The 17,535-nt window shown below is 71.6% G+C and carries 16 protein-coding genes and 1 pseudogene; 6 read left to right on the top strand and 11 right to left on the bottom strand.

The features are described from left to right. The 5 genes and pseudogenes from ACWCV3_RS27985 to tkt form a co-directional block, all read right to left on the bottom strand. A pseudogene (locus tag ACWCV3_RS27985) lies at positions 1 to 344 on the bottom strand (glucose-6-phosphate isomerase); the annotation flags it as partial. Beyond that, a complete protein-coding gene (gene opcA / locus ACWCV3_RS27980; protein WP_451229843.1) occupies positions 344 to 1,270 on the bottom strand; it encodes a glucose-6-phosphate dehydrogenase assembly protein OpcA in 927 nt (308 codons plus the stop codon). The pseudogene ACWCV3_RS27985 and the gene opcA, both read right to left, overlap by 1 nt. Continuing rightward, positions 1,267 to 2,964, bottom strand: coding sequence for a glucose-6-phosphate dehydrogenase (zwf, locus tag ACWCV3_RS27975; RefSeq protein WP_451229840.1), 1,698 nt, complete (start codon positions 2,962 to 2,964; stop codon positions 1,267 to 1,269). The genes opcA and zwf overlap by 4 nt, the downstream gene beginning before the upstream one ends. After that, positions 2,964 to 4,106, bottom strand: a complete 1,143-nt coding sequence (gene tal / locus ACWCV3_RS27970; RefSeq protein WP_451229837.1) for a transaldolase — start codon at positions 4,104 to 4,106, stop codon at positions 2,964 to 2,966. The genes zwf and tal overlap by 1 nt, the downstream gene beginning before the upstream one ends. A gap of 34 nt (positions 4,107 to 4,140) precedes the next feature. Further along, positions 4,141 to 6,216 carry a transketolase gene (tkt, locus tag ACWCV3_RS27965; RefSeq protein ID WP_451229834.1) on the bottom strand — a complete coding sequence of 692 codons (2,076 nt, stop codon included), beginning with the start codon at positions 6,214 to 6,216 and terminating at the stop codon, positions 4,141 to 4,143. 144 nt (positions 6,217 to 6,360) lie between these two features. Between tkt and ACWCV3_RS27960 the strand changes: the two genes are divergently transcribed. Together ACWCV3_RS27960 and ACWCV3_RS27955 are read left to right on the top strand one after the other, a co-directional pair. Further along, on the top strand, positions 6,361 to 7,266 hold the full coding sequence (locus tag ACWCV3_RS27960; protein ID WP_451229831.1) for a helix-turn-helix domain-containing protein: 906 nt from the start codon (positions 6,361 to 6,363) through the stop codon (positions 7,264 to 7,266). A 114-nt stretch (positions 7,267 to 7,380) separates the two neighbouring features. Next, positions 7,381 to 8,313: a PASTA domain-containing protein gene (locus ACWCV3_RS27955; RefSeq protein ID WP_451229828.1), complete on the top strand. Its 933-nt coding sequence runs from the start codon at positions 7,381 to 7,383 to the stop codon at positions 8,311 to 8,313. A gap of 41 nt (positions 8,314 to 8,354) precedes the next feature. Here the strand turns inward: ACWCV3_RS27955 and ACWCV3_RS27950 are convergent, their stop codons facing one another. Continuing rightward, entirely contained in the window at positions 8,355 to 9,767 is a 1,413-nt protein-coding gene (locus ACWCV3_RS27950; RefSeq protein WP_451229825.1) for a glycoside hydrolase family 16 protein, read from the bottom strand. Positions 9,768 to 10,027: 260 nt separating this feature from the next. On the opposite strand from ACWCV3_RS27950, the gene ACWCV3_RS27945 reads away from it, so the two are divergent. Beyond that, positions 10,028 to 11,365 (top strand): 6-phospho-beta-glucosidase, encoded by a 1,338-nt coding sequence (locus ACWCV3_RS27945; protein WP_451229822.1) that lies wholly within the window; start codon positions 10,028 to 10,030, stop codon positions 11,363 to 11,365. 165 nt (positions 11,366 to 11,530) lie between these two features. Here the strand turns inward: ACWCV3_RS27945 and ACWCV3_RS27940 are convergent, their stop codons facing one another. Next, positions 11,531 to 11,680 carry a hypothetical protein gene (locus ACWCV3_RS27940; RefSeq protein WP_451229819.1) on the bottom strand — a complete coding sequence of 50 codons (150 nt, stop codon included), beginning with the start codon at positions 11,678 to 11,680 and terminating at the stop codon, positions 11,531 to 11,533. Between the two features lie 158 nt (positions 11,681 to 11,838). Then, on the bottom strand, positions 11,839 to 12,975 hold the full coding sequence (locus ACWCV3_RS27935) for an ATP-grasp domain-containing protein (RefSeq protein ID WP_451229816.1): 1,137 nt from the start codon (positions 12,973 to 12,975) through the stop codon (positions 11,839 to 11,841). A 266-nt stretch (positions 12,976 to 13,241) separates the two neighbouring features. On the opposite strand from ACWCV3_RS27935, the gene ACWCV3_RS27930 reads away from it, so the two are divergent. After that, positions 13,242 to 13,958, top strand: a complete 717-nt coding sequence (locus ACWCV3_RS27930; RefSeq protein WP_451229813.1) for a 4'-phosphopantetheinyl transferase family protein — start codon at positions 13,242 to 13,244, stop codon at positions 13,956 to 13,958. A gap of 25 nt (positions 13,959 to 13,983) precedes the next feature. Here ACWCV3_RS27930 and ACWCV3_RS27925 read toward each other — a convergent pair whose 3' ends face one another. The 3 genes from ACWCV3_RS27925 to ACWCV3_RS27915 all read right to left on the bottom strand — a co-directional run bounded on the left by ACWCV3_RS27925 (position 13,984) and on the right by ACWCV3_RS27915 (position 15,588). Beyond that, complete coding sequence (locus ACWCV3_RS27925; RefSeq protein WP_451229811.1) at positions 13,984 to 14,202, bottom strand: hypothetical protein; 219 nt, start codon at positions 14,200 to 14,202, stop codon at positions 13,984 to 13,986. A 148-nt stretch (positions 14,203 to 14,350) separates the two neighbouring features. Then, positions 14,351 to 14,899 (bottom strand): toxin-antitoxin system, toxin component, encoded by a 549-nt coding sequence (locus ACWCV3_RS27920; RefSeq protein ID WP_451229849.1) that lies wholly within the window; start codon positions 14,897 to 14,899, stop codon positions 14,351 to 14,353. Between the two features lie 32 nt (positions 14,900 to 14,931). Then, positions 14,932 to 15,588, bottom strand: coding sequence for a helix-turn-helix domain-containing protein (locus ACWCV3_RS27915; RefSeq protein ID WP_451229809.1), 657 nt, complete (start codon positions 15,586 to 15,588; stop codon positions 14,932 to 14,934). 242 nt (positions 15,589 to 15,830) lie between these two features. On the opposite strand from ACWCV3_RS27915, the gene ACWCV3_RS27910 reads away from it, so the two are divergent. Next, a complete protein-coding gene (locus ACWCV3_RS27910) occupies positions 15,831 to 16,463 on the top strand; it encodes an MmyB family transcriptional regulator (protein ID WP_451229806.1) in 633 nt (210 codons plus the stop codon). Between the two features lie 294 nt (positions 16,464 to 16,757). After that, positions 16,758 to 17,411, top strand: coding sequence for an LURP-one-related/scramblase family protein (locus ACWCV3_RS27905; RefSeq protein ID WP_451229846.1), 654 nt, complete (start codon positions 16,758 to 16,760; stop codon positions 17,409 to 17,411). Positions 17,412 to 17,535 lie beyond the last annotated feature (124 nt).

Genomic DNA, 17,535 nt, shown 5'->3' with positions numbered 1-17,535 from the left:
CCGACCTCGACCACCGCGCCCCGGGGAGCACGCAACGCGGTGTGCAGCACCGCCCGGTCCTCGGTCGTGTTGATCCGCTCACCACGGAACATCGCATCCCGCTGCCCGAACACATCCGTGGCGACGGCCAGTTCCTGGAGCAGGGCCAGGGTCTCGTCGGAGATCTGGTGCTTGCTGTAGTCGATGTGCAGGTCGCCCACCCGGACGACGTAGCGCTCGGCCCGGCCGGGATCGGCGGCGAACAGCTCGCGCAGGTGCGGCTGACCGCCGGCGCGGTGGTCGGCCAGGGCCGTCCACTCGGGGCGCCGGGTGAGCTTGGGGGTGTCTGACGATGCGTCGGACATCAGGCGTTCTCCTTGGGTGCCTCGCCGGTCAGGGCGATGGCGTACATCTCGTCCGCGTCGAGGCGCCGCAGCTCCTCGGCGATCAGCTCCGAGGTCGGGCGGACCTTCAGGGCCAGGGTGCGCGACGGCTGGCCCGGCAGGGTCAGCGTGGCGAGGGGGCCCTCCGGGCGGTCGATGACGATCTCGCCCTCGTCGGTGCCGAGGCGCACGGCGGTGACCACCGGGCCCTCGGAGACGACGCGGTCCACCTTGACGTGCAGCCGGGCCTCCAGCCAGCGCGCGAGCAGCTCGGCGCTGGGGTTGTCCGCCTCCGCCTCCACGGCGGCCGAGGTCACCTTGACCCGCGCCTGGTCCAGCGCGGCCGCGAGCATCGAGCGCCACGGGGTGAGCCGGGTCCAGGCCAGGTCGGTGTCGCCGGGGGCGTAGGTACGGGCACGGGTCTCCAGGACCTCCTGCGGCCGGTCGACCGCGTACAGGTCGGTGATCCGGCGCTGGGCGAGCGCGCCCAGGGAGTCCTTCGAGGGGGCCTCCGGCGCGTCCACCGGCCACCAGACGACCACCGGGGCGTCGGGCAGCAGCAGCGGCAGCACCACGGAACCCGCGTGGTCGGACACCTCGCCGTAGGTTCGCAGCACGACCGTCTCGCCGGTGCCGGCCTCGGAGCCGACCCGGACCTCGGCGTCGAGCCGGGAGCTGGTCCGGTCGCGCAGGTTGCGCCGGTGGCGCTTGATGACGACCAGGGTGCGCGAGGGGTGCTCGTGCGAGGCTTCCTCGGCCGCCTTGATGGCGTCGTAGGCGTTCTCCTCGTCCGTGACGATGACCATCGTCAGGACCATGCCCACAGCCGGGGTGCCGATGGCGCGGCGGCCCTCCACCAACGCCTTGTTGATCTTGCTTGCCGTGGTGTCGGTCAGGTCGATCTTCATGGCCTGCGCCAGCTCCGTCCGTCTCGTGCGAGCATCTCGTCCGCTTCCTCGGGTCCCCAGCTTCCGGACGCGTACTGCGCCGGAGTGCCGTGCTCGCTCCAGTAGCGCTCGATCGGGTCGAGGATCTTCCAGGACTCTTCCACTTCCTGGGTGCGCGGGAACAGGTTGGCGTCGCCGAGCAGCACATCGAGGATGAGCCGCTCGTACGCCTCGGGGCTGGACTCGGTGAAGGACTCGCCGTAGGCGAAGTCCATCGACACGTCGCGGATCTCCATCGAGGTGCCGGGCACCTTGGAGCCGAAGCGGACGGTCATGCCCTCGTCCGGCTGGACCCGGATGACGATGGCGTTCTGGCCCAGCTCCTCCGTGGCGGTGGAGTCGAACGGCGAGTGCGGGGCGCGCTTGAACACGACCGCGATCTCGGTGACGCGACGGCCCAGCCGCTTGCCGGTGCGCAGGTAGAACGGCACGCCCGCCCAGCGGCGGTTGTCGATCTCCAGCTTCAGCGCCGCGTAGGTGTCGGTCTTCGACTTGGGGTCGATGCCCTCCTCGTCGAGGTAGCCGACGACCTTCTCGCCGCCCTGCCAGCCCGCCGCGTACTGGCCGTGCACGGTGTGCTCGCCCAGGTCGTCCGGGAGGCGGACCGACTTGAGGACCTTCAGCTTCTCGGTGAGCAGCGCGTCCGCGTCGAAGGCGATCGGCTCCTCCATGGCGGTGAGCGCCATGAGCTGGAGAAGGTGGTTCTGGATCACGTCACGGGCGGCGCCGATGCCGTCGTAGTAACCCGCGCGGCCGCCGATGCCGATGTCCTCGGCCATCGTGATCTGCACGTGGTCGACGTAGGACCGGTTCCAGATGGGTTCGTACATCTGGTTGGCGAACCGGAGCGCCATGATGTTCTGGACGGTCTCCTTGCCCAGGTAGTGGTCGATCCGGAACACCTGGTCCGGCTCGAACACCTCGTGCACGACCTTGTTCAGCTCGTGCGCGCTCTCCAGGTCATGACCGAACGGCTTCTCGATGACCGCACGGCGCCAGGAGCCCTCGGGGGCGTCCGCCAGACCGTGCTTCTTGAGCTGCCGGACGACCTTCGGGAAGAACTTCGGCGGCACCGAGAGGTAGTACGCGAAGTTGCCGCCGGTACCGCGGGAGGCGTCCAGCTCGTCGACGGCCTGCTTGAGCTGGTCGAAGGCGGTGTCGTCGTCGAAGTCGCCGGGGATGAAGCGCATGCCCTCGGCGAGCTGCTGCCAGACCTCCTCGCGGAACGGCGTACGCGCGTGCTCCTTGACCGCGTCGTGCACGACCTGCGCGAAGTCCTGGTCCTCCCAGTCGCGGCGGGCGAAGCCCACCAGGGAGAAGCCCGGCGGCAGCAGACCGCGGTTGGCCAGGTCGTAGACGGCCGGCATCAGCTTCTTGCGCGACAGGTCACCCGTGACGCCGAAGATCACCAGGCCCGACGGCCCCGCGATACGGGGCAGCCGGCGGTCCTGGGGGTCGCGCAGCGGGTTGTCCCACTCGGCGGCCGGCGTGAGCGAGACCTGGAGGTCCTCGGCCCCGCGGACCGCGGCGGGCTTCGCCTTGGTCCGCGTCCTGCGCGCCTTGGACTCCGCCTCGGCGGGGGCCGGCTTCGGCTCCGCCTCCGGCTCGGCCTTGGCGGTGGCCGCCGCCTTCGGCTCGCCTGACTTGCTCGTCATTACGCGTCCACTCCCTTGCTCTTCAGGGACTCGGTCACGGCGCCCAGCAGCTCCAGCCAGGCCGCCTCGAACTTGGCGACGGCCTCGTCCTCGAGCTGCTGGACGACCTCGTCGTAGGAGATGCCCAGCTTCTCCACCGCGGCGAGGTCGGCGCGGGCCTGCTCGTAGCGGCCGGTCACCGTGTCGCCGGTGATGTCACCGTGGTCGGCGGTGGCCTTGAGCGTGCCCTCGGGCATCGTGTTGACGGTGCCGGGGGCGACCAGCTCGTCCACGTACAGGGTGTCCTTGTACGCCGGGTCCTTCACACCGGTGGAGGCCCACAGCGGGCGCTGCCTGTTCGCACCGGTGCCGGTGAGCGCCTGCCAGCGGGCGGAGGCGAAGACGTCCTCGTAGGCCTCGTAGGCCAGACGGGCGTTGGCCAGGGCGGCGCGGCCCTTCAGACCGAGGGCCTCGTCGGTGCCGATCGCGGTCAGGCGCTTGTCGATCTCGGAGTCCACGCGGGACACGAAGAAGGACGCCACGGAGTGGATCTTCGACAGGTCCAGGCCGCGCTCCCTGGCCTTCTCCAGGCCCGCCAGGTAGGCGTCCATGACGGCGCGGTAGCGCTCCAGGGAGAAGATCAGGGTCACGTTGACGCTGATGCCCAGGCCGATGACCTCGGTGATGGCCGGGAGGCCCGCCTCGGTGGCCGGGATCTTGATCATCACGTTGGGGCGGTCGACCAGCCAGAAGAGCTGCTTGGCCTCGGCGACCGTGGCGACGGTGTTGTGGGCCAGACGGGGGTCCACCTCGATGGAGACCCGGCCGTCCCGGCCCCCGGTGGCGTCGTACACCCCGCGCAGCACGTCGGCCGCGTCGCGCACGTCGGCGGTCGTCATCATGCGCACGGCCTCGTCGACCGTGACACCGCGCTCGGCGAGGTCGGTGAGCTGCTCCTCGTACCCCTCACCGGAGCCGATGGCGGCCTGGAAGATCGACGGGTTGGTGGTGACGCCGACGACGCCGCCGTCCGTCACGAGGGCGGCCAGGTCGCCCGAGGTGATCCGCTTGCGCGACAGGTCGTCCAGCCACACCGACACACCCTCGTCGGCGAGACGCTTGAGGGATCCGGGGGTGCTGATTGCTTCGGTCACAGTGCTCATCTTTCTTCGTCGCGTAATTCTGTGTCGCGGGGGATCAGGCGCGCGCGGCGGCCAGCGAGGCGCGGGCGGCGGCGGCGACGTTCTCGGGGGTGAAGCCGTACTCGGCGAACAGGGCGTTCGCGTCGGCGGAGGCGCCGAAGTGCTCCAGGGAGACGATGCGGCCGGCGTCACCCACATAGCGGTACCAGGTCAGGCCGATGCCCGCCTCGACGGAGACGCGTGCCTTCACGGCGGCCGGCAGGACGCTCTCGCGGTAGGCGGCCGGCTGCTGGTCGAACCACTCCACGCACGGCATGGACACCACGCGCGTGCCGGTGCCCTCGGCCTCCAGGGCGTCACGGGCGGCCATGGCGAGCTGGACCTCGGAGCCGGTCGCCATGATGATCACCTCCGGGACCTCGGTCGAGGAGTCGGCGAGGACGTAGCCGCCCCTGGCCGCGTTCTCGTTCGGAGCGTACGTCGGTACGCCCTGACGGGTGAGGGCGAGACCGTGCGGGGCCGGGTCGGTCGCGTGCCGCTTCAGGATCTCGGCCCAGGCGACGGCGGTCTCGTTGGCGTCCGCCGGGCGGACCACGTTCAGGCCCGGGATCGCGCGCAGCGCGGCCAGGTGCTCGACCGGCTGGTGGGTCGGGCCGTCCTCGCCGAGGCCGATCGAGTCGTGCGTCCACACGTAGGTGACCGGGAGCTGCATCAGGGCCGACATACGGACGGCGTTGCGCATGTAGTCGGAGAACACCAGGAAGGTGCCGCCGTAGATGCGGGTGTTGCCGTGCAGGGCGATGCCGTTCATCTCCGCGGCCATGGAGAACTCACGGATACCGAAGTGGACGGTACGGCCGTACGGGTTCGCCTCGGGCAGCGGGTTGCCCTTCGGCAGGAAGGAGCTGGTCTTGTCGATCGTGGTGTTGTTGGAGCCGGCGAGGTCCGCCGAGCCGCCCCACAGCTCCGGCAGCACCGGGCCGAGCGCCTGGAGGATCTTGCCGGACGCGGCACGGGTGGCGACGGACTTGCCCTCCTCGAACGCCGGGAGCGCGTCCTGCCAGCCCTCGGGCAGCTCGCCCTTGGAGACACGGTCGAACAGCGCGGCGCGCTCGGGCTGGGCGGTGCGCCACTCGGCGATCTTCTTGTCCCAGGCGGCGTGCGCCTCGGCGCCCCGGTCCAGGGCGCGGCGGGCGTGGCGCAGGACCTCCTCGGAGACCTCGAAGGTCTGCTCCGGGTCGAAGCCCAGGACGCGCTTGGTGGCCGCGATCTCCTCGTCGCCCAGGGCGGAGCCGTGGGACGCCTCGGTGTTCCGCGCGGTCGGCGCGGGCCAGGCGATGATCGTGCGCATGGCGATGATGGAGGGGCGGCCGGTCTCGGCCTTCGCGGCCTCCAGCGCGGCGTGCAGCGCGGGGACGTCCACGTCGCCGTCGGCGGTGGGCTCGATGCGCTGGGTGTGCCAGCCGTACGCCTCGTACCGCTTGAGCACGTCCTCGGAGAAGGCGGTCTCGGTGTCGCCCTCGATGGAGATGTGGTTGTCGTCGTAGAGGAAGACGAGGTTGCCGAGCTTCTGGTGGCCGGCGAGCGAGGACGCCTCGGAGGAGACGCCCTCCTCCAGGTCGCCGTCGGAGACGATCGCCCAGATGGTGTGGTCGAAGGGGGAGGTGCCCTCGGGGGCCTCCGGGTCGAAGAGACCGCGCTCGTAGCGGGCGGCCATCGCCATGCCCACCGCGTTGGCGGCGCCCTGGCCGAGCGGGCCGGTGGTGGTCTCCACACCGGCGGTGTGCCCGTACTCGGGGTGGCCGGGCGTCTTGGAGCCCTGGGTGCGGAACGCCTTGAGGTCGTCCAGCTCCAGCTCGTACCCGGCGAGGAAGAGCTGGGTGTAGAGGGTCAGCGAGGTGTGACCGGGGGAGAGGACGAAGCGGTCACGGCCGGTCCACTCCGGGTCTGCCGGGTCGTGCTTCATCACCTTCTGAAAGATCGTGTACGCGGCAGGCGCCAGGCTCATCGCGGTTCCGGGGTGGCCGTTGCCGACCTTCTGCACCGCGTCGGCCGCGAGAAGCCGGGCCGTATCGACGGCGCGGCGGTCGAGATCGGTCCACTCGAAGCTCTCGGGTGTCTGCGTGCTCATCTTCAAGAAGTCCTCTTCAGAAGCGGGGATACTCATCAAACGCGTTCAAACTTAAAAGTCTGACTTTTTCGCGGAAAGGTCGGGGTGTGTCAGCCTGTGGTGAATCTGGGACACCGATCGCTTGACAGGAACGGCAAATCGAACATGGCGGACAGAACGCCTCAAGGTGCGGATCGCGGCACGGACGGTGACGTGATCAGAACATTCCCCTTCCCGGCCGAGCTGGCCGTGGGCGGTGTCGGCATGCAGGTCGGCGCCATGGGTGAGGACCGCACCTGGCATGCGGATGCCCCGCTGGACCGGGTCCATCGCATCGACTTCCATGTGGTGATGCTGTTCACCGAGGGCCCGGTCCGGCACATGATCGACTTCGCCGAGTACGAGGCGGGCGCGGGCGACGTGCTCTGGATCCGCCCCGGTCAGGTGCACCGCTTCTCCCGCACCAGCCGGTACCGGGGCACCGTGCTGACCATGCAGCCCGGCTTCCTGCCCCGCTCCACCGTCGAGGCGACCGGCCTGTATCGCTACGACCTGCCGCCGCTGCTGCACCCCGGCCCGGCGCAGCGCGCCGCGCTCAGGGACTCCCTCGCCCAGCTCGGCCGCGAGTACGAGGACACCGCGACCCTGCCGATCAGCCTGCACACGGCCGTCCTGCGGCACAGTCTGACCGCGTTCCTGCTCCGCCTCGCCCACCTCGCGGCAAGCTCCGCCGAGGCCGACCGGAGCCGGACGGACACCACCTTCACCCTGTTCCGGGACGCGGTCGAGCGCGGCTTCCACTCCAACCACAGCGTCAACGCCTACGCGGACGCGCTCGGTTACTCCCGCCGCACCCTGGTCCGCGCGGTCCGCGCCGCCACCGGCCAGACCCCCAAGGGCTTCATCGACAAACGCGTGATCCTGGAGGCCAAGCGCCTCCTCGCCCACACCGACATGCCCATCGGCCGGGTCGGCGCGGCCGTCGGCTTCCCGGACGCGGCCAACTTCTCCAAGTACTTCCACCTGCACACCGGAGTCACCCCTGTCGGGTTCCGGGCGGAGCTGAGCTGACGTTCCGCCCTCACCCCGTGTCACGTTCCGGTCTCGCTTCGGTTGTGAAGGCAACTTCCCGGGTTCTTCACAGGTCTCGCACACGCACAGTGTGGGAGAGCACAGGGGGGACCCATGAATCGTCCGGGACGATCGCAGGCGCCGGTCCGCGGCGCGCGCAAGGCATGGCTGAAGGGCGTCGGGGCCGGGCTGCTGATATGCGCCCTCGTCACCGGATGCGGTGGCGGGGACGACGAGAAGGCGGCCGCGGCCGTCAAGCCGGGCCCCACGGTGACGGTCACCGCGACCGTCACGGCGACGCCCGCCCTGATGGCGAGCCAGGTGGACAGCACGGTCGCCGACGCGACCGGGGCCGCGAAGGAACATGGCTACCGCGTCACCGCGCACGACGCGAGCCAGAAGGACGCCTCCCCGGCGGACGACTGGACGGTCTGCTTCGAGAAGTACGGCCGGGACAGCGTCGACTTCGGGGCCGTCGCGTCCGGGGCGCCGTGCCCCGAGGCGGACGGGCGTCCGATCCCGTGGCCGGCCATGCCGGGTGTGATCGGCCGTACGTACGCGGCCGCCGCCAAGGCGGTCGGCGGGGTGACGAAGGGTGAGATCTCCGTCAAGGCGTCCTACAAGGACGAGCGGGTCGCCGGGGAGCACGACGGCTGGAAGGTGTGCTTCCAGTCGCCGGACGCCGGGACGAAGGTCGTGGGCGACCGGGATGTCACGCTGTGGCTGACCAGGGGCGGGTGCCCGGCGGCTACGGGAACGTACAAGGACAGGACCAACGACCCGGACTATACGCCCCCGGTCGCCGCGGACAGCGGCAGCGGCGGGTCTTCCGGTTCCTCGGGCGGCTCCTCCTCGGCCGGTTCCACGACCGGTGGCTCCACCGGCGGCGGTGTCGGCACCACCTGCGAGATCACGTCGAACGCCGGCAACTGCTACAACGCCGGCCAGTTCTGCCGCAACGCGGACGTCGGCCGCTCCACCCACGCGGGCAACGGCCGGCTCATCCACTGCCGCAGCGACGGCAGCCGGAACCGCTGGAACTACTGACGATCAGCGGCGCCGGACCCCGTGCCCGGCGCCGCCTCTCGTCAGTGCGTGAAGGTGAACCAGTTGACGTTCACGAAGTCGGCCGGCTGGCCGCTGCTGAAGGTGAGGTAGACGTCGTGGGTGCCGGTGACGGAGCTGATGTTGGCCGGGATGGTCTGCCAGTTCTGCCAGCCGCCGGTGCCGGACACGGCGAAGCTGCCGACGGGGGCGTTGGAGCGGCTGTCGAGCCGTACCTCGACCAGCCCGCCCACCCCGGGCGCCGCCCCGCCGGCGACGCGGGCCTTGAACTGTGTGGCGGGCGCGGAGCCGAAGTCGACGCCCTTGTACTGCGCCCAGTCACCGTTTGAGACGTAGCTGAGGTTCTGGCCGCCACCGGCGTCCGTGGTGGTCTCGGTGCTCACGCCGGACTGGCTGTCGTAGGACTCGGCCTGGACGGTGCCGTAGGCGTCGCGGCGGCCGGAGGGCGGGGGAGTGGTGCCGCCGCCGCTGCCGGACTGGAGCACCTGGACGTAGTCCACGGTCATCGGGTGGCCCGGCTCGGTGTCGGCGTAGGGTCCGCCGCCGAAGGCGCCCGGGAAGCCGCCGCCCATCGCCACGTTGAGGATGAGGAAGTAGCCGTGCTTCGTGGCGTTGTTCCAGGTCGTCGCGTCGAACTGGTTCGCCCGCACGGTGTGCAGGTTGACGCCGTCGACGTAGAAGCGGATCTCCTCGACCGCGGTCGAGCGGTCCCACTCCATCGCGTAGGTGTGGAAGGCGGACTGACAGGTGCTGCCGGGGCAGGCGACCGAGTTGCCGACGCCGGTGGTCTCGTTGCACGGGCCGCCCGGGTTGGTGCCGCAGTGGAACGTGGACCAGACGGTGTTCAGGCCCTGGACGTTCTCCATGATGTCCAGCTCGCCGACGCCCGGCCAGTTCTGGTAGTTGCCCCGGTACGGCGCGCCCAGCGCCCAGAACGCCGGCCAGTAGCCCTTGGCGGCCGCGCCCGTCACGTTCGGCATCTGGATGCGCGCCTGCACCCGCAGCTTGCCGCCCGCCGGGGGCTGGAAGTCGGTGCGGTTGGTCTCGATGCGGCCCGAGGTCCAGCGGCCGGAAGAGTCGCGGCGCGGCGTGATCCGCAGATTGCCGTTGCCGTCGAGCGCGACGTTGCCGGTGCTGCTGGTCATCGTCTCGACCTCGCCGGTGCCCCAGTTGGCGGCACCGCCCGGATACGAGGTCCCGGTGTCGTACTGCCAGTTGGCGGTGTTGACACCGGAGCCCGCCGAGCCGTTGAAGTCGTCCAGGAACACCTGGGTCCAGCCGGACGGCGGTGCCGGGGCCGACGCGTCGGCGGGCGCGACGCCGGCCACCGCTGCCGCGGCCGCGAGTCCGAGTGTGCCGAGGGCGGCGACCAGCGCCCGCCGGACGGAACGCCGGCTTCTGCCGCCGGCCGGCGAGGTACCGGAGGTTTCACTCATGGGGGTGCCTTCCGGGGTACGGGATGGGGTGCGGGGACCCCGCAGGGCGCGTGAGAGCGCTCTCAGGGTGCGCACAATGTGCTCCTCCCACCTGCGGGCGTCAAGGGTTGAAACAAAGAAAGTCCGTACCAGGAAAGGGAGTTCACTGCCTGAATGCGTCGTTGCCGGTGCGGAGCGCCTGCCCCGCGGGACACGCCGCCCGCCGTCCCCTCCGGCCCCGCATGCCATGATCGGACCAGGGCGTGCCGAAAGGGTGGGACATGAGACTGGCGATTCTGGGCGGCGGCGGGTTCCGGGTGCCGCTCGTGTACGGCGCGCTGCTGGGGGACCGGGGCGCGGGGCGGGTGAGTGAGGTCGTCCTGTACGACGTGGACGCCGGACGGCTGGACGCGGTGACGCGGGTACTGGCCGAGCAGGCGGACGGGGTGCCTGACGCACCCGCCGTGCGGGCGGCCACCGATCTGGACGACGCGCTGCGCGGGGCCGACTTCGTGTTCTCCGCGATCCGGGTCGGCGGACTGCGCGGGCGGGCCGAGGACGAGCGGGTGGCGCTGGCCGAGGGGGTCCTCGGGCAGGAGACGGTGGGCGCGGGTGGTATCGCGTACGGCCTGCGGACCGTGCCCGTCGCCGCCGACATCGCGCGGCGGGTTGCCCGGCTGGCGCCCGACGCCTGGGTCATCAACTTCACCAACCCGGCCGGGCTGGTCACCGAGGCCATGTCCCGGTACCTCGGCGACCGCGTCATCGGCATCTGCGACTCCCCCGTCGGTCTCGGCCGCCGCGTCGCCCGCGCCCTCGGCGCCGATCCCGACGAGGCGTTCGTCGACTACGTCGGCCTCAACCACCTCGGCTGGGTGCGCGGCCTGCGCGTCGCCGGACGCGACGAACTGCCTCGCCTGCTCGCCGACCTGGACCGGCTCGGCTCCTTCGAGGAGGGGCGGCTGTTCGGCCCGGAGTGGCTGCGCTCCCTCGGCGCGATCCCCAACGAGTACCTGCACTACTACTACTTCAACCGGGAGACCGTACGCGCCTACCAGGAGGCCGGGCAGACCCGTGGCGCCTTCCTGCGCGACCAGCAGTCCCGGTTCTACACCGACGCGCTGCGCCCCGGCGGGTCCGCGCTGCGGGCCTGGGAGGAGACCCGGGCCGAGCGCGAGGCGACGTACATGGCGGAGAACCGGGAGAGCGCCGGGGCCGGGGAGCGCGAGGAGGAGGATCTGTCGGGCGGCTACGAGCAGGTGGCGCTCGCGCTGATGCGGGCCATCGCCCGGGACGAGCGCACCACCCTGATCCTCAACGTCCGCAACCGCTCCACACTCACCGTGCTGGACGCCGACGCGGTGATCGAGGTGCCCTGCCTGGTCGGCGCGGACGGCGCGCACCCGCTGGCCGCGGATCCTCTGCCCGGCCACGCCACCGGGCTGGTCTGCTCGGTCAAGGCGGTCGAGCGGGAGGTGCTGGCGGCCGCCGGATCGGGAGCGCGGGAGAGAGCCGTGAAGGCGTTCGCGCTGCACCCGCTCATCGACTCGGTCGACGTGGCCCGCAGGCTGGTCGACGGATACACCGCGGCCCACCCCGAGCTGGCGTATCTGAAGTGAACGCGGGTGGGGGCCGCCTCGCCGAGCGGCCCCCACGCGGGTCGTACGGGGCTCAGCCGGTGAACCCGGCCGTGATCGATGTGAACTGCCGGGTGCTCTGGTCGATGAGCCGGTCGCCGTGGTAGGCCGGACCGGTGGTCGTGGTGCCGAAGGTGACGATGGTCCTCATGGGTCGCCCGACTCGAAGCCTGGGTTGTCGAGCACGCCGGCCGCCTCGGCGGTGCCCGGCAGGGCGACGGCCCCGCCGCGTGCCAGGGCTGCGGTGCCGACCAGGGCGAGAAGCCGGCGTCCGGGACGCCCGGGAATGTGTCGCACGCGATCTCCCCGATGGTATGGGGGCGTTCGGGAGTGCACCGAGGTGCGGGAAGTGCGGACCGAGCCTGCGGAGAGTGCGCCCTCCCAAAGTGGTAAGGGCCAATCCGACCGTCAAGAGACAGCGCGGGATTGGTCCATACCGGGATGGTGGCGGGATGCTACAGCGGCAGCGCGGCTCCGGCTCCCGCCGCGGCGACTGCCGTCGCGGCCGGGGGCGCGACGGGCGCGGGAAGGCGCACCTCCGTCTCCTCGGGCTCCTGACCGGTGAGGGTCGTCGGGCCCAGCGGGCGCGGACCGGAGACCACCGCGTAGTCCTGGCCCAGGAACGGCGGCTCGACCGTACCGGGGTCCTCGCCGAGCGCCAGCTGCACGGCGGCCCAGGGCGCGTTGACTCCGCACAGCGAGAGCTGGTGCAGGCCGCCCGCCGCGCGGGTGTTGACGTCGAGCAGCACGGGCCGGTCGCCCAGCATGCGGAACTGGATGTTGGACAGGTAGTGCAGCCCGAAGCCCTCCGCGATCAGCCGGGCCGGCTCCAGCCAGCGCTCGTCCAGGGTGAAGCCGCGCCGACGGCCGTTCTTGGTCCGGCCCACCATCAGCCGTACCCGGTTGTCCGGTCCGGTCAGGCAGTCCACGGACACCTCCGGCTGCTCCAGCCTCGGCATCACCAGCAGGTCCACCGGCTCCTCGGCCTCCCGCAGTGCGGACAGCGCCAGGTCGAGCTGCACGTACGGGCTCGGGAAGCCGCTCAGGTGGGCCAGCGAGAAGGGCTCACGAGTGATCATCCGGAAGCCGACCCCACCCGCACCCGAGGCGGGCTTGAAGCACGCCCGGTGCCCGCCCGCCTCCAGCTCCTCAACAGCTGAGAGGAGTTCATCCGCCGTACGGACCCGGGACCACGGCGGCACCGGCACACCGACCGAACGGACCGCTTCGTACGCGGTCACCTTGTCCTCGAACACCGCCACCGCCTGCGGCGTGGGCGCCAGCAGGGCCGTACCCGCCGCGGCGAAGTCGGCTCGATGCGCCACGATCGCCGACTGGTGCAGCCGGGGCACGAAGACGTCGATGCCGCGCCGGGCGCACTGGTCGAGCGCGTACTCGACGTACCCGGCCGGGGACAGTCCCTCCGGCTCCAGCGCGGCGGTGTCGGCGGCGGCCAGCACGGGGGAGTCCGGGTCACCGTGCGTCGCGTGGATCTCCACGGCGCGGTCGCTCGGGTTTCTCCGGAGCTGATCCATGAAGAACACGTTCTCCGCGTACGTGCGGTTGAGCCAGACGCGTACGCGAGAGACCATGCGGGCCGCCTTTCGGGGGTTTTCGGGCACAACTCAGCGGTCCGCGCCCGGACAGGAGGAAGGAAGGGTCACCAAACCGCCCTGGAAAAAGGGTTGTTGGGCGGTGAGTGATGGGGCGATCATACGGCCTGCGCGGAGCGGTTCGTGCAACGCGCGTGTTACGGATTCCCCCGGCGCGTCGGCCCCGGGGAGGGCCGCTCTTGCCCGTGCCGCGGCGATGTGCTGTCGTGGTGCCGCACCGCACTGTCGTGGGAGGTCGGGTACCGGTGATCGAGGATCTGCTGCCGGCCACGGTGGTCGCCGTGGAGTCGTACGGCGCCCCCGACGACGACCCGGACACCGCGCTCTTCCCCGAGGAACGGGCGCTGGTGAGCCGCGCGGTCGCCAAGCGGCGCCTGGAGTTCACCTCGGCGAGGGTCTGCGCCCGGCGCGCGATGGAGAAACTCGGCCGGGTGCCCGCCCCCGTGCCCACCGGCGAGCGTGGCGCGCCCGTCTGGCCGGACGGCCTGCTCGGGAGCATGACCCACTGCGACGGCTACCGGTGCGCGGCCCTGGCCCGCACCGGTGACCTCGCCTCGCTCGGCATCGACGCCGAGACGCACCGCCCGCTCCCCGAGGGCGTCCTCGACTCCGTCTCCCTGCCCGCCGAGCGCGACCGGCAGCGGGCGCTGACCGCGGCCCGGCCCGGCGTGCACTGGGACCGGCTGCTGTTCAGCGCCAAGGAGTCCGTGTACAAGGCGTGGTTCCCGCTGACCCGCGCCTGGCTGGACTTCTCCGAGGCCGACATCGAGCTGGTCGCCACGCACGACGACCGGGGCACCTTCCACGCCCGGCTCCTCGTCCCCGGCCCGCTGGTGGGGGGCGTCCGCCTGACGGGGTTCGACGGCCACTGGCGCACCGGTGACCAGCTGGTCCTCACGACGGTGACCGTACCGGCGGCCCGCGGTCTCACGTCCGGACCGGGTCCCGCGGGCCCTGCGTGATCCGAACGAGAGCCCTGGCCGGGGCCTACGGGCACCAGGCGCGGAGCAGTTCGAAGAACCCGTCCTCGTTCCCCGTCAGTCCCGCTCCGGCCAGCGCCCGTTCGGCCTCCGCCAGCACGGCCGGCGGGACCGTGACCGGGGCCGTGTCCGGTGGGCCGTCGAGAGTGGCGCGCACGGTGTGCAGCAGCCGCAGGTAGGCCTGGACGGCGGTGCGCTCACGGTCGGTCAGTACGGCGGTCGGCATCGGTCTGCTCCCCGGTCGGCGGCACGGTTCACGCACGCTGGCGCCGCGCACCGCCCCTCGCGGCACGCAGGGGTCCAGCTTGCCGCCCGCCACTGACAACGCGTCGGCTCCGGGCCGCCCGGGGTCGCCCGTACGGCCGCAGGGCGTGTCAGCCCTGCGGCCCCGGATACCCCAGCGACGCACCGATGCGTCCCGCCACGTCGTCCCGGCGGACCGGGCCGCTCAGCGACGAACCGCGCATCCGCGTCCGGCACTTGCTGGCCAGCAACAGGCCGAAGGTCTCCGCCTCCCGCTCCTCGTCCTGGTCGAACCGGGTGCGTGCGGCGACCCGGTGCACGGCCGCCCGCAGCGCGTCCCGGTCGGTGTCGTCCGTCAGGAGCCGGGTGGCCACGCCGACCCCGAGACCGTCGACCCGGTGGGCGACGTGGTCGGTCTGCATATGCCACAGCTCGTGGCCGAGGATCACCAACTGGTGGTCGGGGGCGGTGCGTTCCTCCACCACGACCAGATCGCGGTCGCTCATGTCCAGCCACAGCCCGCTGGCCGTGCCGGGCGGGAAGGCCGACGTGCGGAAGTGCACCGGACGGCCGCGCCTGCGGCTCATGGCCGAGCACAGCGAGCGGTACAGCTCCTCGGGCGGCACCGGCGCGGGCCGCCGGTCCAGCTGGCCGACCAGTTCGGCGCACAGCCGCCGCATGCCCCTGGCGATGTTCTTGGACCTCATCCCGTTCACGACCCCGGCTGCCGGACGCTCTCCAGCAGCATGTCCAGCCACTCCGCGACCTTGTCGCGGTGCTGGTCGGTGGGGAGCTGTGCGGCGCGCCAGGCGATCCCGCGCACGCCGTGGTCCTGGAGCAGCCGCTCCAGCGGGTCCTGCGCCGTCGCGGAGTCGGCCCGCTCCCGGTCCGCCAGCTTCTGGAGCAGTTCCTGCTCGATGTGCTGGAGGACGCCCGCGAGTGCCTCGGGGTCCTCCGCCGTGAGGAATCCGGCGTGCACGTGGAAGAAGCGCTGGAGCGCGTCGCAGTGCTCCATCGTCGGGCGCCGGTCGCCGTTGATCAGGGCGCCGGCCTGCTGCCGGGACATGCCCGCGCCGTCCGCGATCTCCTGCTGGGTGTATCTGCGCCCGCCGGGCTTGAGCCGGGTGCGGCGCAGCAGGTCCAGCCGTTGCAGGAATCGGGCCTGCACGTCCGGTTCACCGGCCGGACGACCGGTGAGCAGCGCCTTGACCACGCCCTCGGGGACTCCGCTGCCCACCGAGAGCCGGGCGGAATCGAAGACCTCGCAGTGGGGGACACCGAGCCGGTCGGCGAGCGCGGTGACGCGGGCGACGACGGCCGGAAGCTGAGCGGTCGCCGTGGCGCCCGGATTCTCGTAGCCATCCGTCACCGACAGAACTCCTACGTCTCTCAAGGGCCGCGCGAGATCGGGTGCGCTTGTCACCCCCGGCCGCCGTGAACATCCCGGAGAGTAGCCCGTGGTTCGAACTCGCATCCAGGTCCCGCCACAACTGTGGCGAATTTCAGCCGTCAACAGGCATGAAATGCCACGATAGTTGACACGGCTCTCCTCGGAGCAGCAGGATCGCAGCGCCGCGTACAGGCGGCCAAGGCAAGAGGGGTGACCACCCGATGGCACATCAGGCGGGAGAGCGGCGGCCGGTAGCGCGGTCCGTTCCCGAGAGCTGCGAGGCGCGGGAGTATCTGGACGACTACGCCGCCGTGGTGGAGGCCGCCCCGTTCCCCTCGCTGGTCGTCGACCACTGCTGGAACGTCGTTCTGGCCAACGACGCCTTCGCCGGCCTCTTCGGGGAGGTCCGGCACCACCCCACCGCGATGCCCGGTGACAACTTCCTGCGTTTCGTCCTCTTCCATCCCGACGCCGGCCGGGTGCTCGGCGACCACGAGCCGGGCTGGTGCCTGCCGATGCTGGCCCAGCTCAAGGCCGCGATGGAGGGGCACGGCCACGACCACGAACTCCAGGCGATACGCCGGGACGTGGCCCACGACCCGATCATGGAGGCGGCCTACCGGCAGGGCCTGCCGTACTGGATACACGCGGTCGGCGAGAGCGCGGCGCGGCTCGACGGCGCCGTACGCCTGCTGCACCATCCCGATCCGCGCCGGGGCACCGCGGAGTGCCGGGTCGTGGACGAGACCCCGCCCCTCCTGCGCGACCTGGGCCACCGGCGCCTGACGATGATTCCCCGCCGGCCGCCCGCCGCGGACCGGCGCGCCCATCTGACGGTCGTCCCCGCCCGCTAGATCCGGCCCGGCCCCGTCGGTGTTCAGGTCATCGACGGCGCCGGGTCCTCGCCCGCCCGGCTCGGGCTGACGCCGGTGCCGTGCACCCGGGCCCGGGGTGACGTCCCGTCTCCCCCGGCCACGAACGCATCGGCCCGGTCCCCGGCCCCGGCGGCCGACTCCGCCACCTGTGTCCGACCGTCACCGGCGGCACCGGGCGGGCGGGCGTTCGGTGAGGTGGAGACGTACCAGACGTCCTGGCGGAGATGAACTGGTCAGGTACGGATCAAGCCACGATAGGGTGCCCCGGTGACGATGCAATCGAACATTCCCGCAGGCTCGAACCCCGACGCGAACGGGACGCCCGGCGGCACCCTCTTCACCGAGCCCGTGCTCGTCGTGAACCAGAAGGCCAAGCTCATCGAGCTGACCAACGAGTACAAGGTCATGGACCAGAACGGCCGCGAACTCGGTGCGGTGGCCGAGGTCGGGCAGGGTGTGCTCCGCAAGATCCTGCGCTTCGTGTCGAGCTGGGACCAGTTCCTCACGCACCGGCTGGAGATCCGGGACACCCAGGGGCAGCCGCAGTTGCTGCTCACCCGCCCCGCGAAGATCTTCAAGTCGCGTGTCCTGGTGGCCCGTCCGGACGGCTCGCAGGTCGGTGAGATCGTCCAGCAGAACATGATCGGCAAGATCGACTTCGCCATGAACGTGGACGGCCGGCAGGTCGGCGCGATCAAGGCGGAGAACTGGCGTGCCTGGAACTTCGCCATCGTGGACCACGAGGGCGCCGAGATCGCCCGCATCACCAAGACCTGGGAAGGTCTGGCCAAGACGCTGTTCACCACGGCGGACAACTACGTCCTCCAGATCCACCGCCCGCTGCCCGAGCCGCTGCGGAGCCTCGTCGTGGCGACGGCGCTCACCGTCGACACCGCGCTGAAGCAGGACTCGCGCGGACTGGGCTGACGGGTACCCCGGCGGAGAACGACGGGAGGGGCGGGCGGCGCGGGCACCCCCCCCCCCCCCCCCCCCCCGCCAAACCCCAGGCCCCCCCCCGGGGCGACCCCGCCCCCCCCGCGCCCCCCGACGG

It is taken from the genome of Streptomyces sp. NPDC001781, from assembly GCF_053596035.1.
This window is presented reverse-complemented; position numbering and strand designations above follow the sequence as displayed.